Origin of the sequence: Bacillus sp. BD59S (assembly GCF_007363175.1) — a bacterium.
Classification (GTDB): domain Bacteria; phylum Bacillota; class Bacilli; order Bacillales; family Bacillaceae_G; genus Bacillus_A; species Bacillus_A pacificus.
The window spans coordinates 2,471,938-2,487,360 of sequence record NZ_CP034686.1 but is presented as its reverse complement, the minus strand read 5'-3'; the positions used below and the strand labels follow the sequence as shown (position 1 = coordinate 2,487,360).

Annotated in this window: 21 protein-coding genes; 15 read left to right on the top strand and 6 right to left on the bottom strand. The window is 33.3% G+C overall.

Annotated features, from left to right (window positions below; translation table 11 throughout):
• Nucleotides 1-21: 21 nt before the first annotated feature.
• The 4 genes from EKQ63_RS14880 to EKQ63_RS14865 all read left to right on the top strand — a co-directional run bounded on the left by EKQ63_RS14880 (nucleotide 22) and on the right by EKQ63_RS14865 (nucleotide 2,268).
• On the top strand, nucleotides 22-534 hold the full coding sequence (locus EKQ63_RS14880; protein WP_000617502.1) for a GNAT family N-acetyltransferase: 513 nt from the start codon (nucleotides 22-24) through the stop codon (nucleotides 532-534).
• Between the two features lie 155 nt (nucleotides 535-689).
• Nucleotides 690-1,466: a serine hydrolase gene (locus tag EKQ63_RS14875; protein ID WP_000450775.1), complete on the top strand. Its 777-nt coding sequence runs from the start codon at nucleotides 690-692 to the stop codon at nucleotides 1,464-1,466.
• Entirely contained in the window at nucleotides 1,463-1,825 is a 363-nt protein-coding gene (locus EKQ63_RS14870; RefSeq protein WP_074567961.1) for a hypothetical protein, read from the top strand. The genes EKQ63_RS14875 and EKQ63_RS14870 overlap by 4 nt, the downstream gene beginning before the upstream one ends.
• Before the next feature lie 26 nt (nucleotides 1,826-1,851).
• Nucleotides 1,852-2,268: a GNAT family N-acetyltransferase gene (locus EKQ63_RS14865; RefSeq protein WP_044792169.1), complete on the top strand. Its 417-nt coding sequence runs from the start codon at nucleotides 1,852-1,854 to the stop codon at nucleotides 2,266-2,268.
• A gap of 141 nt (nucleotides 2,269-2,409) precedes the next feature.
• Here the strand turns inward: EKQ63_RS14865 and EKQ63_RS14860 are convergent, their stop codons facing one another.
• Nucleotides 2,410-2,622 (bottom strand): DUF3006 domain-containing protein, encoded by a 213-nt coding sequence (locus tag EKQ63_RS14860; protein WP_087997252.1) that lies wholly within the window; start codon nucleotides 2,620-2,622, stop codon nucleotides 2,410-2,412.
• 2 nt (nucleotides 2,623-2,624) lie between these two features.
• The gene (locus tag EKQ63_RS14855; RefSeq protein WP_087953462.1) at nucleotides 2,625-4,010 is read right to left on the bottom strand and encodes an S-layer homology domain-containing protein; all 1,386 of its coding nucleotides are present in this window, start codon (nucleotides 4,008-4,010) and stop codon (nucleotides 2,625-2,627) included.
• A 253-nt stretch (nucleotides 4,011-4,263) separates the two neighbouring features.
• On the opposite strand from EKQ63_RS14855, the gene EKQ63_RS14850 reads away from it, so the two are divergent.
• From EKQ63_RS14850 to EKQ63_RS14810, 9 genes are all read left to right on the top strand, one after another.
• Complete coding sequence (locus tag EKQ63_RS14850; protein ID WP_074602917.1) at nucleotides 4,264-4,671, top strand: GNAT family N-acetyltransferase; 408 nt, start codon at nucleotides 4,264-4,266, stop codon at nucleotides 4,669-4,671.
• Between the two features lie 13 nt (nucleotides 4,672-4,684).
• Nucleotides 4,685-5,038: an MmcQ/YjbR family DNA-binding protein gene (locus tag EKQ63_RS14845; protein ID WP_048554798.1), complete on the top strand. Its 354-nt coding sequence runs from the start codon at nucleotides 4,685-4,687 to the stop codon at nucleotides 5,036-5,038.
• A gap of 21 nt (nucleotides 5,039-5,059) precedes the next feature.
• Nucleotides 5,060-5,767, top strand: a complete 708-nt coding sequence (locus EKQ63_RS14840; RefSeq protein ID WP_140168765.1) for a class I SAM-dependent methyltransferase — start codon at nucleotides 5,060-5,062, stop codon at nucleotides 5,765-5,767.
• A gap of 65 nt (nucleotides 5,768-5,832) precedes the next feature.
• Complete coding sequence (locus EKQ63_RS14835; protein ID WP_143881201.1) at nucleotides 5,833-6,231, top strand: ribosomal maturation YjgA family protein; 399 nt, start codon at nucleotides 5,833-5,835, stop codon at nucleotides 6,229-6,231.
• A 26-nt stretch (nucleotides 6,232-6,257) separates the two neighbouring features.
• On the top strand, nucleotides 6,258-7,187 hold the full coding sequence (locus tag EKQ63_RS14830; RefSeq protein WP_087953466.1) for a phosphotransferase enzyme family protein: 930 nt from the start codon (nucleotides 6,258-6,260) through the stop codon (nucleotides 7,185-7,187).
• Nucleotides 7,184-7,702, top strand: coding sequence for a DNA topology modulation protein (locus EKQ63_RS14825; protein ID WP_143881200.1), 519 nt, complete (start codon nucleotides 7,184-7,186; stop codon nucleotides 7,700-7,702). The genes EKQ63_RS14830 and EKQ63_RS14825 overlap by 4 nt, the downstream gene beginning before the upstream one ends.
• 65 nt (nucleotides 7,703-7,767) lie before the next feature.
• A complete protein-coding gene (locus EKQ63_RS14820) occupies nucleotides 7,768-8,412 on the top strand; it encodes a formylglycine-generating enzyme family protein (RefSeq protein WP_087953736.1) in 645 nt (214 codons plus the stop codon).
• A 55-nt stretch (nucleotides 8,413-8,467) separates the two neighbouring features.
• Nucleotides 8,468-9,661: a macrolide family glycosyltransferase gene (locus EKQ63_RS14815; RefSeq protein ID WP_087953468.1), complete on the top strand. Its 1,194-nt coding sequence runs from the start codon at nucleotides 8,468-8,470 to the stop codon at nucleotides 9,659-9,661.
• Nucleotides 9,662-10,018: 357 nt separating this feature from the next.
• A complete protein-coding gene (locus EKQ63_RS14810; RefSeq protein ID WP_087953469.1) occupies nucleotides 10,019-11,386 on the top strand; it encodes a lytic polysaccharide monooxygenase in 1,368 nt (455 codons plus the stop codon).
• A 130-nt stretch (nucleotides 11,387-11,516) separates the two neighbouring features.
• Here the strand turns inward: EKQ63_RS14810 and EKQ63_RS14805 are convergent, their stop codons facing one another.
• From EKQ63_RS14805 to EKQ63_RS14795, 3 genes are all read right to left on the bottom strand, one after another.
• Nucleotides 11,517-11,951 (bottom strand): GNAT family N-acetyltransferase, encoded by a 435-nt coding sequence (locus EKQ63_RS14805; protein ID WP_088328280.1) that lies wholly within the window; start codon nucleotides 11,949-11,951, stop codon nucleotides 11,517-11,519.
• Nucleotides 11,952-12,065: 114 nt separating this feature from the next.
• Complete coding sequence (rpiA, locus tag EKQ63_RS14800) at nucleotides 12,066-12,728, bottom strand: ribose 5-phosphate isomerase A (protein ID WP_143881199.1); 663 nt, start codon at nucleotides 12,726-12,728, stop codon at nucleotides 12,066-12,068.
• 4 nt (nucleotides 12,729-12,732) lie between these two features.
• Nucleotides 12,733-13,053, bottom strand: coding sequence for a 2Fe-2S iron-sulfur cluster-binding protein (locus tag EKQ63_RS14795; RefSeq protein ID WP_087953472.1), 321 nt, complete (start codon nucleotides 13,051-13,053; stop codon nucleotides 12,733-12,735).
• Nucleotides 13,054-13,195: 142 nt separating this feature from the next.
• Between EKQ63_RS14795 and EKQ63_RS14790 the strand changes: the two genes are divergently transcribed.
• Together EKQ63_RS14790 and clpP are read left to right on the top strand one after the other, a co-directional pair.
• Nucleotides 13,196-13,882 (top strand): RNA polymerase subunit sigma-70, encoded by a 687-nt coding sequence (locus EKQ63_RS14790; RefSeq protein ID WP_143881198.1) that lies wholly within the window; start codon nucleotides 13,196-13,198, stop codon nucleotides 13,880-13,882.
• Nucleotides 13,883-13,903: 21 nt separating this feature from the next.
• Nucleotides 13,904-14,485 (top strand): ATP-dependent Clp endopeptidase proteolytic subunit ClpP, encoded by a 582-nt coding sequence (gene clpP, locus EKQ63_RS14785; protein ID WP_001992188.1) that lies wholly within the window; start codon nucleotides 13,904-13,906, stop codon nucleotides 14,483-14,485.
• Nucleotides 14,486-14,529: 44 nt separating this feature from the next.
• Here the strand turns inward: clpP and EKQ63_RS14780 are convergent, their stop codons facing one another.
• On the bottom strand, nucleotides 14,530-15,387 hold the full coding sequence (locus EKQ63_RS14780; protein WP_143881197.1) for a glycine betaine ABC transporter substrate-binding protein: 858 nt from the start codon (nucleotides 15,385-15,387) through the stop codon (nucleotides 14,530-14,532).
• Between the last annotated feature and the right edge of the window lie 36 nt (nucleotides 15,388-15,423).

Genomic DNA, 15,423 nt, shown 5'->3' with positions numbered 1-15,423 from the left:
GTATATGAAAGGAAGAAAAGGATGATAAGGGAAGCAACGGAAAAAGATGTAATATACATTTTAGATATTTATAATGATGCGATACTGAATACAACTGCTGTATATACGTATAAACCCGTAACCCTTGAAAATAGAATAGATTGGTATGAACAAAAAAAGGCTGATGGTTATCCGATTTTTGTATACGAACTAGATAATAAAGTAGTAGGATTTGCGACATTCGGTCCGTTTAGAGCTTGGCCTGCCTACAAATATTCAATTGAGCATTCTGTGTATGTTGATAAGGAATATAGAAAATGTGGGATTGGAACTTCTTTGATGAGAGCATTGATCACAATTGCAAAAGAAAGAGAATATATGACTTTAATTGCTGGAATTGATGCGGAAAATGAGAAAAGTATTGCTTTACATGAAAACTATGGATTTGTTCATGCAGGGACGATTAAAAAGGCTGGTTATAAGTTTAATAAATGGCTAGATTTAGCTTTTTATCAATTGGAGCTTAATGGTCCTAAAAATCCTTTAGAAGAATAGAGATTTTTCGTAAACATGTATCTTTTAGGTAGCAAGGAGTAATTCATGCTACCTTTTTCTTATTGTAAAAGCCTATTTAATCTGCAAAAAAGGGGTTTTTACATTCTATATTGAATGATTAAAGGTGATAAAACGATATGAAATGAGGAATGAAAATGGAAACTGTCATTCAAAAAATGAAAGAGATACAATCTGATCATGTTGGGATAGCTATTTATTCTACAAAAAGTAATCGTATAGTTGCTTCATATAATAGTGAATTAAATATTCCGTTAGCATCGGCAGCAAAAGTAGTAATCGGATTTGTAGTAGCGCAAATGGTGAAGGAAAATAAACGTAATTGGCATGATATACTTCATCATGTTAAATTTAATCCAAATGAAGATAGTGCGCAGTTGTATCCACATTTACAAGGAAGAAGGACTTTAACACTTAGTAAAGCAGTAGAAGTGATGATAGCATGTCATGATAGTTACGTTGCACAGTCAGTTGTAATGTACTGTGGTGGATGGGATGCTGTGAAAATGTATGCCCAAACGTACTTGTCAAAAATTCATATACAAGAGGACGCTAAAGATGAGAAAAATATTGGAGAATTAAATGAAGTTCTTTCACTTTTAGTACATATTTTTCAGGGTTATAAATCAGAAGCAGAATTATGGGAACCAATTATTAGCGGCATGGTAAGACAGCAAGGTGAATATGAAGGGATACATTCATATCACTTAGCTCATATGACAGGTGGACTATCTTCAGCTGCAATAAATATTGGTATAATAGGAATATTTAACGAATTCCCGTTTCTTTATGTTATTGGGGGAAAAGATTTACCGAATCGACGTGAAAATAAAGAGGTAGATGAAGCTTTTGTAGTAGCTTTGAAGTACATATACAAAGAATATAGTGAAAGTACGCTAGGAGTGAGTAATTGAAAAGAAACTTAAAGACATCAACAATCATTATGTTAATTGTAACGATTATTGCTCTTGAAGTGGGTATCGCACTATACGATCACAATTTGTCATTAGATACTATTTATTTTGCAGCGATCCTCATTTGTATTGTATTACTTTTTGGTACACGTGTTTCTGAGAAGAAAGAGAGACGAAGAAAAACAGCTCTTTTATTTTGGCCATCTATTTTACTGTCTATCGCTTGTTTTGCAGTTATAAGTTACATAAGAATAGGCTATGTTTCTGTACCAGGTATAATTGGCTTTTCATGCTTTGTTATTTATGGTGGTTTCGTATTTATTAGTATTTTAAAAAGGAAAAGTAAAAATGAGAGGTAGCTTACTAAGTTGAAAGGAAGAGATATATGAAACGCATAGAGAATGGTACTCGCATAGAAGGAGAATATATAAAGAATAAAGTCATTCAATATAACATGTCTATTTTAACAGATGAAGCAAAACAGCCGATGGAACAAGTAAGTTTTGTTCTGAAAGATGAGGCTGGGAAAATCTTTGGCGGAGTAACAGGAACGATGTATTTTTATCATCTTCATATAGATTTTTTATGGGTTGATGATTCAGTTCGTCATGATGGTTATGGTAGTCAACTATTACATAAAATTGAAGACATTGCGAAGGAAAAAGGTTGTAGATTAATATTATTAGATTCATTTAGTTTTCAAGCGCCAGAGTTTTATAAAAAGCATGGCTACCGAGAATATGGTGTTGTTGAAGATCATCCTAAAGGGCATAGTCAACACTTTTTAGAGAAGAGGTTATAGTATTCGTGTTTTGCAAGAAAATTGGATTTTAAAAGCATCGCCAATAGGGCGATGCTTTTTTTAGTTTATAGAAACTAATCAATCTGATGCAATTATGCGAAGAAATAGTTCGATTCGTATTACAAGGATTTTCTTTTTTTACTATTCAAATAGCTTATTCATTAAATCTTGTATTTCACGTCTTCTTTTATCTGTTTCGTCCTTATCAATTGTATACGTATCATCCTCTATTATAAGAACATCACCCTCTTTTGCAGTGGAAGGGAGTTTGGATTTAGGTACATCAATTGTTACGTTATTCACTTCAATAACTACTAGTTCGCCTTCAAAACGGTCAATAATACCTCTTTTCATAATTATCTCTCCGCTCTTACAGAAATGTTAGAACCATCACTAGTAATAATTACAGTTCCGTTTAAATCAGTTCTGTATATTTTAACAGACATTGCATTTAACTTTGCTAAAGTTTCCTGTGTGGGATGGCCATATCGGTTACCTGCACCTGCACTGATCACAGCGATACTTGGTTTCACTGCATCTAAAAATGGTTGAGAAGAAGAAGTCTTACTTCCATGGTGACCAGGTTTTAATACATCAGATTTTAGGTTAGAACCATATGTTGCAAGCATATCTTTTTCACTTTTAGATTCAGCATCACCAGTAAATAAGAAAGATTTGCTGCCATGTGTTACTTTTAATACAGCACTCCACTCATTTAGATCGTTACCGTATTCTTTAACAGGAGCTAAAAATTGTGAGTTTAAACCATTGATTGGTAAAGTTACTCCAGACTTCGCTTCTTTAATAGTTAACTCTTTGTTAGCTACTGCAGTTAAAAAGTCTTTAAACGTTTGTGTCGTATGGCTTACTTTAGGTGCGTAAACGTTTTTTACATTCATAGCATAAAGTACTTCATCCAATCCACCTACATGATCGGCATCAGGATGAGTAGCAATCATATAATCGATAGTTTGGAATCCTAATCCTTTTAAATAATTTGCTACTACTTTACCTTTTCCGTTGTTACCACCGTCAATAAGGATCGTTTCGCCACTTGGAGATTTAATAAAAGTAGCATCACCTTGTCCTACATCAATATAATGAACTTCTAACTCTCCTTTAGGCTTAGGAAGAGCAGGACGGAAATTTGGTTCTAATACACGGGCTAAAAATGCAGCGAATTGCTCACGAGTTACTTTTACATCTGGACCAAATGTACCATCAGGCAATCCAGCGGTAATATTATTTTGCGCTAAAATTTTGACATAATTGTAACCCCAGTGATTAGATGGAACATCAGGGAAATTGACGTCTGCACCTGTAGGTTTCAAATTAAAAGTTTTAACTAAAACTACTGCCATTTCTGCACGAGTTAATGAACGGTCAGGGAAATAGTTTGTTTCACGTTGTACAATGTTATTATGTGCTAACTTATGTACAGAATCATAGTAATAGATACCTTTGGCTACATCGGAAAAAATATGATTATAGCTAGATGGTTTTTCTAATTTTAATGATAAATCTAGCATTAAGGCCATTTGTCCACGAGTTACATCATCACCCGGTTTAAAAGTTCCTTCTGGTGTACCTTTAATGATACCTTTATCCGATAAATAGTTAATTTCCTTAAGTGCCCAATGATTAGATTGGACATCTGGGAAAGCTTTAGCACTTGTAAGATTTGGAATGAACAATGTTAAAATCATGACAAATGCTGTTAGTAATAAACTAAACTTTTTCAAAAAATCGCCTCACTTAATGTATTTTTTACCTTATTAACTTTACCATTTCTTACAAGTGATTCAAAGTTTAATAGGTAAATATTTTATTAGTTGTTTTGTATTTCCATAAATTCGTTAATTTGAAATAATCTAACTTAATAGAGGAGATAGGAAAGGTATTAGAGAATTGTTTATATTGCAATTGTAAAATCCATAATATAAATTTATAAAATCGTTTATAATAATTTATATTATGTTAAATGGGAGAAAGAAAATGTATACGTATAAATTACAAGATGAGAAACCAATCTGTTCAGAAAAATTAAAGAGGCTTTACGATTCTGTCGGTTGGTGGCCAGAAAGAAAAGAAATCGATATTCAAAAAATGTTAAAAAACAGTATAGCAATTGGGGTATGGAAAGAAAATGAGTTAATTGGTTTTGCTAGAGTTGTTTCAGATGGTGTTTTTCGAGCGTACATAGAAGATGTTGTTGTGCATGAGAGTGTAAGAAATAAAGGTATTGGTGAGAAGATGCTTACAATGTTGCTTGAAGAGATATCTCATATCGATATTGTGAGCCTATTTTGTGGAGAGAAACTTATAAAGTTTTATGGTCAACAGCAATTTCAAGCGACGAAACAAATTGTGATGCATCGTAATCAAATAGTGAAAGAAATATGAGGTGCGAATTAGAATGAAGGTAACAAGAGCATATTGTTTATCGAAAAGAAAAGCGACAGAAGATTCTCCTGATGGTTGGAATGCAACATGTATGAGGCTTAACAATAAAATATTTGCGATATTGAACCATGAAGAAGGCGAAAAAGCGGCAATAACATTAAAATGTGATCCAGAACTTGCGCTAAGATTAAGAGAAGAGTATTCAGAAACAATCATTCCAGGGTATCATATGAATAAAAAACATTGGAATACAGTGTATATACATAAAGATGTAGAGCAGGAGCAAATTAATAAGATGATTGATTGGTCGTATGATTTAGTTCTGCAGTCATTTTCAAAGAAAAAGCAGCAAGAGTTATTAGATTAATATGTATAAGGGGTGGGTATGTTGAAAGACACGATTAAAGATACATATGATAAATTAGCGAGTACATATAAAGAAAATCTAGATGTCGCAAATCCATATAACAGCTATTATGAAAGACCAGCGATGATAGAGATGATTCCAAAGAAATTAGAAGGGAAGAGTGTGTTAGATGCTGGGTGTGCAGCTGGATGGTATACTTCTCAATTTGTAGAAAGTGGAGCAAATGTAACAGCAATTGACGTAAGTTCTGAAATGGTAAAAGCTGCAAAGGAAAGTATGGGTGATAAGGCAACGTTTCTTTGTCATGACTTGCAAGAAGTATTACCGTTTGAAGATCATACTTTTGATGTAATTGTAAGTTCGTTAACTCTTCATTACTTAGAAAATTGGAATCAAGTATTTCAGGAGTTTCGTCGCGTACTGAAGCCAGGTGGAGAATTTATATACTCTATTCATCATCCTTTTATGGACTTTACAAAGTTTACTTGTGAAAATTATTTCGAAAAACAACTATTGGTAGATACTTGGGTTAAACCAAATATTACAATAGAAGTTAGTTTTTTTAGAAGGTCACTTCAAGACATAATTAATGAAACAACAAATTGTTTTGTGATAGAAAAAATGGTTGAACCGAGGCCAGTTGAAAAGATGAAAGAAGTAAATGAAAAATCTTATCACTATTTAAATACAAATCCACATTTTCTTATTGTTAAAGCAGTTAATAAATAGCTAGTAAAATGATTATATTTTACTAGCTATTTTGCAGTTTTAAATGATGAATTAGGAGTTTTGAAATGAATACGAAACGAAATAGATTACTATACGCAACACTATACGCAACGTTTACAATCCTTGTTATTATTTTAGGGCTTAGTTCAAGAAAGTTTGCTTTTGCGCTGCCGACTCTATTAAATGATTATTTAGGTGATGCTTTATGGGCGTTAATGATTTTCATTGGATTCGGATTTTTATTTCCTAAAATAGAAACGAAGAAATTGGCTTTTATTAGTTTAATGTTTTGCTACGGGATTGAAGTGAGCCAATTGTACCATGCCGAATGGATAGATAGCATTCGTGCAACGACTTTAGGTGGACTCGTGTTAGGTTATGGATTTTTGTGGAGTGATTTAGTGGCTTACACAATTGGTGTTGGAATAGGATTTCTTTTTGAGTTGATTTTACGGAAGAAATAAGTGAGTTTAAATGGGGGATATTTATTATGAAGGATATATTAGAAATTGTGAAATTTTGGTTTCATGATTATGATGTCACAACTACTGAAATAAAAGCAAATGTAATAAAGATTCATTGTAATAATAAATCCTATATTTTAAAGGAGAAGGGATCGATAAAACAGCTTTTAGTTGAAATAAACGCATTAGAACAGCTTGAGGAAAAAGGGGTTAAAGTACAAAAATTAGTGAAAACAAGTAATAGTGAAAAGTATGTAGTTTATAAAGAGAGGTATTATTGTCTATACGAATATGTTGTTGGAAGTGTACTTGAAATAAAGGATCCAGAAAATCTGAAAAATCTAGGAAGCTTAATTGGAGAAGAAATAGCTAATCTACACCAAGCACTTAATTCGGTGAATAGTAATAATGAGTTGGCAAAAAGAGATTTGTATAAATTGGTATACGAATGGGCTTTACCTAATTTAGAAAAGAATGAGCATGTTCATCAGGATGTAATTCGAAAAATGAATCAAATACATACAGATTTTAAGGAAAAGGTCCACCCATTACGAAAACAAATTATTCATCGTGATATGCACTTATCGAATGTGATTTTTAAAGATAATGAATTTCAAGGATTTATAGATTTTGAACTAGTAGAAAGTAATTTAAGATTATTTGATTTATGTTATTGCTGTACGAGTATTTTGAGTGAGTTATATAGTGATGAAGCATTAAGAGAGAAGTGGAAACATATCATCAGCAAAATCTTTGAAGGGTATAATAAACAAAACAGTTTAACGAAAGAAGAACTACAATCTATTTGGTATGTCATGCTTTCTATTCAAGCTATATTTATTGCTTATTTTGTCCAGCTAAAAGATTTACTAAAGTTAAATGAAGAGATATTTTTTTGGATTTTTGCAAATAAAGAGGCTATTGAAGAGTCAATAGAAAGGGTCGTACGAAAATGAAAAAAATTATATTAATTGGTTCTGGTGGTTCAGGAAAATCTACATTAGCAAAACAGCTAGGAAATAAACTAAATATTAAAGTACATCATCTTGATGCACTATTTTGGAAACCGAACTGGGAAGGGGTACCGAAAGAAGAGCAAAGAAAGGTTCAAAATGAATTAGTTAAAGAAGATGAGTGGATTATTGATGGGAATTATGGCGGGACTATGGACATAAGAATGAACGCAGCTGATACCATTATCTTTCTTGATATTCATAGAACAATATGTATATATCGAGCTTTTAAAAGGATTGTACAATATCGGAATAAAACAAGACCAGATATGGGGGCTGGGTGTGAAGAAAGGTTTGATTTGCAATTTTTTAAATGGATATGGGAATATCGTAAGACGAAGCGACCTACAATTTTAAAGAAGTTAAATCAATTGAGTAAGGATAAAGATGTTATTATTTTAAAATCTACAAATGGAGTAAGACTATTTTTAGAGAAGTACGATGCTATAAATAGTTAGATTATAAAAAGAAATAACCTGGGGGTATAGAATTGGATAGATTTATTAGGCTAGTTGATTCTAATATGTTGAAAATTCCAGCAGGAAAAGTAGAATTAAGAGATGATCGAATAAAGAAAGAATGGAAAGTCCAAGTTAATTCGTTTCTTCTTGCAAAGTATGTTGTAACGATGGAATTGTATGATGCGATTACAAATCATACCTCAAATTTATCCAAAGATAAAAACAAACCAGTTGTAAATATCTCATGGAATGATGCCATTATGTTTTGTAATCTACTTTCAAAAAAAGCGGGGTTAAAAGAATATTATTCTATTAATGACGGTTGTCAAATTGTTAGTTGTAATTTAGATTCAAATGGGTACCGATTACCTTCAGAAGCAGAGTGGCAATATGCGTGTAAAGCAGGCACACCAGGATATACATATGGCGAACTCCAGAAAATAGCGTGGTATAATGAAAATTCAAATGGAGAAATTCAAGCCGTCGGTAAAAAAGAACCGAATGCATGGGGACTTTATGATATGGTAGGGAACGTTTGGGAATGGTGCTATGATTTGTATGATGAAAAGGTGTATGGATCATACCGGATTTTTCGAGGTGGTAGCTGGGCTGAAAAAGCTAGAGGTTGTGGCGCGACTTGTCGTCGCCGTAGTCATCCAACATTTTATATAGATGACCTTGGATTTAGGCTCGCTAAGTCCATTTAGAAGAATTATAAGAGCAAAATAATATAGAGAAGATTTAAATTAAGGAGTGTTTAAAGTGGCACGTGTTTTATTCATTAATACTGGATCAGAAGGACATATAAATCCAACGTTGCAAGTTGTAGAAGAATTAGTTTCGCGCGGGGAAGAGGTAGTTTATTTTTCAATAGAAGCTTTCAGAGAACGTATTGAAAAAACAGGGGCTATTGTAAGAACAATTGACGAACAAAGATTTATAAAAGCATTTCTTTCCGGTGGTCGAAATTATTTGCAAGAAAGAATAAATGGTCTCTTATATACAGCAGATATTGTAATACCTAGTGTTCTAGAGAAAATTGAAGGGGAGCAGTTTGATTACATCATTCACGATTCGATGTTTGGGTGCGGTCGTTTAATTGCTCAAATTCTAAAGCTTCCAGCAATAAATTCTTGTACATCTTTTGCGCAGGATGAAAGATCATTTGAACAAATGTTAGATCACTTGTCTAAAAATATACCAGTGGAAGTTCAAGATAACATACATAATGATTTTGAACGCTTAACAAAAGGAATTTCAGAAAAATATGGTGTTGAAATAAACTCACCGTATGAAGTTTTTTGTAACCCAGCGCCACTCACTATTGTGTATACGGTTAAAGAGTTTCAACCTTTCGGTGATACGTTTAATGAAACATATAAATTTGTAGGCCCATCTATTTCTGCACAAGTAAAAAATGAAGACTTTGATTTTACTTCAATTGAAGAAAAAAGCCCGATTTACATTTCGCTAGGCACTGTTTTTAATGAAGCGCTTGATTTTTATAAACTTTGTATGAAGGCGTTCGAGAATAGCGAGCATACAATTGTGATGTCTATTGGTAATAAAACGAACATAAGTGATTTAGGTAACATTCCTAAAAACTTCATTGTGAAAAACTATGTACCACAAACGAAACTACTTGCATATACAAAGTTGTTTATTACACATGGTGGAATGAACAGTACACATGAAGGGCTATATAACGGGATTCCACTCATTGTAATTCCGCAAAGTGCAGATCAGCCAGTAATCGCAAAGCAAGTAGAGAATCTAGGAGCTGGAATTAAGTTATCTATGAAAGAATTAACTGTAGAACAACTACGTAAAAGTGTAGAACTTGTATTAAATAATCCATCATATAAAGAAGCTGCGTTGCATTTGAAGGAGTCATTTCGAAAATCTGGTGGCTATAAGGAAGCTACTGATGAGATTTTTACATTTATAGGTCAGTAATAAATGGAATATTATACATGAGAAGAGTGTCTATATGAAATGATATAGACACTCTTCTGTTATATGAAGCGGAGAATCAATTGTTTTGAAAGATTAAATATCTTGTTTTATAAATTCTGGCCATAGTTTTACATGTTAGTAATGCTTTCACAGTTTCTGCACAACTTCTGCACATGTTTTGGTGATTTCTATGTCATGATATATTCATTAAGTGAAATGTTTCACATAAAAAGAAATATATTTTCACTGCGGTGTATGCATAAGTAACACATACATCGATGCAAGATTGTCTCTTGTTATTCTTTTACATCGAAGCCCACATTACACTACAAAGTATAACAAGAAGGGGACAGGAATATGAATAATCGATTATTAAAACAACTACAAAACATGAAAATGAACAAAAAAAGTCTAGGAGCTGTTGCATTAACAGCTGGAATTATTGGCACGACACTTATTCCTCAAAACGCATACGCGCACGGTTTTGTTGAAAAGCCTGGCAGCCGATCTGCTTTATGTAGTCCAACCTATGGTGCACTGAATGTAAACTGCGGAAGTATTATGTATGAACCACAAAGTTTAGAAGCTCCAAAAGGCTTCCCGCAGGGTGGCCCAATTGATGGAAAAATTGCTTCTGCAGGTGGCAAATTTGGTGGTATTTTAGATCAACAAACAGCAGATCGTTGGTTTAAAAATACAATCACTGGTGGAGAAAATACATTTACTTGGAAGTATACAGCGCCTCACTTAACGAGCAAATGGCATTACTATATTACTAAAAAAGGATGGAACCCAAATAAAGCGCTAACAAGAGCAGATTTTGAACCAATTGGAACTGTACAACATGATGGTTCTGCGGCTTCAAATCATTTAACGCACAAAATCAATGTGCCTACTGATCGTAGTGGATATCATGTGATTTTAGCAGTATGGGATGTAGCTGATACAGCAAATGCATTCTATAATGTTATTGATGTTAATCTCATCAATGACATAAAAACAGATACGGAGGCTCCAAGTATTCCAAATGGAATTCAGGCACAAAAAGTAACAGCGAATAGTATAGAACTAGCTTGGAACGATTCTACGGATAATGTAGGGGTAAAAGGATATCAAATCTTCCGTAACGGAGAAATGATCGATACAGTACCGGGCACTCATTTTATTGATAAAAAATTACAACCAAGCACGGAATATTCTTATACTGTAAAAGCAATTGACGCAGCTGGAAATGCTTCGAAAGAAAGTGTAACGCTTACAGTAAAAACGGCAGTTGAGGCTCCCGATACAGAAGCACCAACACAACCAAAAGGATTACATAGTATGGGAACAACATCTTCAAGTGTGGATCTAATGTGGAGTCCTTCTGACGATAACATTGGTGTAGACCATTACGATATTTATAGAGAAGAAGAAGGATCAATGAAAAAGATTGCAACATCCAATACGACTTCTTATATGGATAAAAATTTACTCTCTAATACTACTTATAAATATGTAGTAAAAGCTGTTGATGTAGCTGGAAATGAATCTGTACAGAGTGATATATTCACAATTACTACAAAAACTGAAAGCGCTTCATATGAAGAATGGAATGCAACGAAAGCATATGAAAAGGGAGATAGAGTTCTATACGAGGGAAAAGTATATGAAGCAGTCCAGAGTTATAAAGGAAATGGGGATCCAAACTGGATTTATGCCTTATCATTATGGAAAACAGTATAAGCTTTACTAAGATATAAACTAAGAGATAATGGGCTTTGATGCAAAAGGACATCTTGAGAATTCATTTTTCTATTAATAAAAAAGGGTAGTATATGAATACATAAAGTAGTTTCATATACTACTCTTTTTATTATGATAACATTTTCGTCATAAGTATATGCGGAATGCCATCTTCCATAAATACATTAGAAGAAGTTTGATAACCTAGTTTTTTATAAAATCCTTCAGCTTGTGTTTGACCATGTAGTTTCACTTTTGTAGCTTGTTCATTACGAGCAATTTCTTCTAACGTTTGAATGATTACTTTTCCTAAACCGAATTTACGATAGTCTTTTAAAATACAAATGCGTTCTAATTTACCAGCGCCATCAACAAATCGGATACGGCCTGTACCTACAGGAAGCTCATTATAATAAACTAAAATATGTTTACATTTCTCTCCGATTTCATCAAACATATCGAATTCATCTTCAAGTGGGACATTTTGTTCTTTTACAAATACTTCTTTTCGAATGTGAAATGCAGTTTCTAAATCTGTAAGTTCTGTTATGAGTTTGGAGTGCAAATTGTTCAGTCCTTTCTAGTGTGATGTGCGTATGTTTTCATAGTATATCATAATAAAGTGCTATTAAGAGAAGAAGAGCATATTAAAAAGCTGACTTTAAACAGTCAGCCCTCGTTATAACTCCTTTATCCCATTTTCAGTCCCGATAATTGCTTTACTCGTCATATTTATAAATAATCCAGTTTCAACTACACCAGTAATCATTTTTAATTCAGTGTGTAAATGGGTAGGATTAGAAATATGATTAGGGAATATACAATCGATAATCATGTTATTATTATCGGTTATAAACGTTTCATTATTTTTTAAGCGTAACGTTGTTTGACATCCTAAAGATTGAATTTTACTTTCGGTTTGTTTCCATGAAAAAGGTATGATTTCAACAGGTAATGGAAAAGTACCTAAATGCGTTACAAGTTTTGATTCATCAGCAATGATAAGTAGTTCTTTAGATGAGGAGGCAACGATTTTTTCACGAAGTAATGCGCCACCGCCTCCTTTTATTAATTGTAAATTTGAATCAATTTCATCCGCTCCATCAATTGTAAGATCAAGGCTTTGTATGTCGTTTAATGAAATTAGTGGGATATTTAGTTGCTGAGCTAATACTTCAGTTTCTTTTGATGTCGGGACAGCTTGAAATGATAGTCCTTCTTTTACACGTTCACCTAATTTTTCTATCGTCCAGTATACGGTAGAACCTGTACCAAGCCCAATCTTCATTCCATCATTTACAAAGTAAGCAGCATATTCACCAGCGAGTTGTTTTAAATTCATCGATTTACTCCGCCGGGCGTGGTCCAGCATCAAGACCTGAATTTTCAACTGTAAGTACCGGACGAACGACTATATCCTTATGTACACGCATTTGACAAGATAATCGTAAATGATCTTCAATCCCTTTTTCCGTCATCGCATTTTTTTCATTTGCATTCGCTTCACAAAAATCACCTGCTATAATTTCTACTCTACAAGTTGTGCAACGTGCTTTTCCGCCGCAACGATGGAGTATGTTTACACCGTTGTCTTCAATTGCTAATACTAATTTTGTGCCTTCTTTTACATCAAAAGTTCCCGTACCTTCAATTGTTAATTTTGGCAAATTTGTTCCTCCTCACGTAAAATGGTACATAACATATTTATGACCGCGAATTATTGAACATAAACATTATTTTTTTATATCCCCGTAACTTTTTTTAATGTTGAATCGTTTATTAAGTAAGCGCTGAAAAGGAGTGGTTATTTTGTGCACAAAAGTAACTCATGTTTTAAAGAACCATATCGATATGAATCATTCAAATATAAACTTTTTAATTGAACAATATGGAGAGTTAAAAAGATACTGTACTTTTTTAACGAAAAACAAATGGGATGGGGAAGATCTCGCCCAAGAAACAGTGTGTAAAGTACTTCAAAAATATAGAAATAAAGATATTTGTATGACACTCGTCTATAAAATAGCAAGAAATCGTTGGTTAGATCAGATGAAGTCTAAGTCTGTTCATGAAAAAATAAGAGAACAAATCACTTTTGAAGAGCCACAAGAGAATATTGCAGATTTGCATGAAATGGTAGGGAGAGTATTATCTTCATTAAATGTACAGCAATCCACGATTTTATTATTAAAGGATGTTTTTCGATATAGTATCGCTGATATTGCTAAAGTATGTTCCGTATCGGAAGGGGCAGTAAAAGCTTCTTTGTTTCGGAGTAGAAATAGGGTGAAAACTGTAAGTGAAGAAGGGATTGAGATAGTCGAATTCACAGATGATATGGAAGTTGTTGTAACATCTATTCGTGAGGAAAGACCAGAATTGTTAACGAAACTTCTTCCGACAATAGATTTTACTAAGTTACCATCTAAACAGCCAGTCTTATTATTTAATGTGAAACAACCTTCTTCCTACAGTTGTATGCTTTGCGTTGCATAACAATTATTGGAGGAATTTAAAATGAATGCAATTCCATATGTTGTAGAACAAACGAAATTAGGAGAACGTTCCTATGATATATATTCAAGGTTATTGAAAGACCGCATTATTATAATCGGTTCAGAGATTAATGATCAGGTTGCGAGCAGTGTAGTAGCGCAATTATTATTTTTAGAAGCGGAAGACGCGGAGAAAGATATATTTCTGTATATTAATAGTCCTGGTGGCTCAACGACAGCGGGATTTGCAATATTAGATACAATGAATCTTATTAAACCGGATGTGCAAACGCTATGTATGGGCTTAGCAGCATCATTTGGTGCCCTTTTACTATTAGCTGGCGCAAAAGGAAAAAGATTCGCGCTTCCTAATAGTGAAATTATGATTCATCAGCCACTTGGCGGTGTAAAAGGGCAAGCAACAGAAATCGAAATTACAGCAAAAAGAATATTGAAATTAAAGCATGACATTAATAAGATTATTGCTGATAGAACAGGACAGCCAATCGAAAAAATAGCACATGATACGGAAAGAGATTATTTTATGACAGCAGAGGAAGCTAAAGAATATGGGATTGTTGATGGGGTCGTTGAGAAAAAATAACATAAACCAGGCTAGAGAATATGCTCATTCTCTAGCCTGGTTTTTTAATCTTTAATCCATTGATCAACTAACATTTGGTTCTTTTTAATCCATTTTCGCGCCGCTTCTTCGGAATCTTTTGTTTTATTTAACTCGACCATTAATGTACCAAGCTGTTCATCGTTCATTTTCCATTTGTCAAAGTATTTTATGATATCTGGATGATCTTTTTCGAAACCTTTACGAACAGAGTAATAAATGTCATCTTTTTCACCATATACTTTCTTAGGGTCTTTTAAATATTTTAAATCAAATTCTGAAAAGCCCCAATGCGGATTCCAAAGCGTAACAGCGATTGGTTTCTTTTTCGTATATGCTTTCTTTAATTCACTCATCATCGCCGCTTCAGAAGATTGGACAAGTTTTAGTTTTATATCATATTCTTTCATTGCTTTATTTGTTAAATTCATAAGACTACTTCCGGGTTCTATACCGACAATTTTGTTATCTAGTTCATCTTTATGTGCATTTAAATCTTCAATGCTGTTTATGTTTTTTACATAAGAAGGGACAACTAAACCTAGTCCGGTTCCTTCATACCATTTTGATTTTAAGACAATATCATCTTTATAACGATCATTTAGTGGTTTATCCGTAACGGGTAGCCATACTTCTAAATTAGCATCAACATCACCGCGAGCCACACCAGTCCAAATTGCCGCTTTTTCTAAATACATGAGTTCAACTTTGTAGCCTTTTTGTTCTAATAGAACTTTCCACATGTTCGCAGTTGCAATGTTTTCTTTCCAACTTGTTACACCAAGTTTAATTTTCCCTTTCGAATTTGCATTTGTTGCATTACATGAAGTGAAAATCATAGTAATAAATAATGCAAGGCATATAAACCAAATTTTCTTTCGCATCGAAAACCTCCTAAGTAACGTTTGCCTTATAAAATA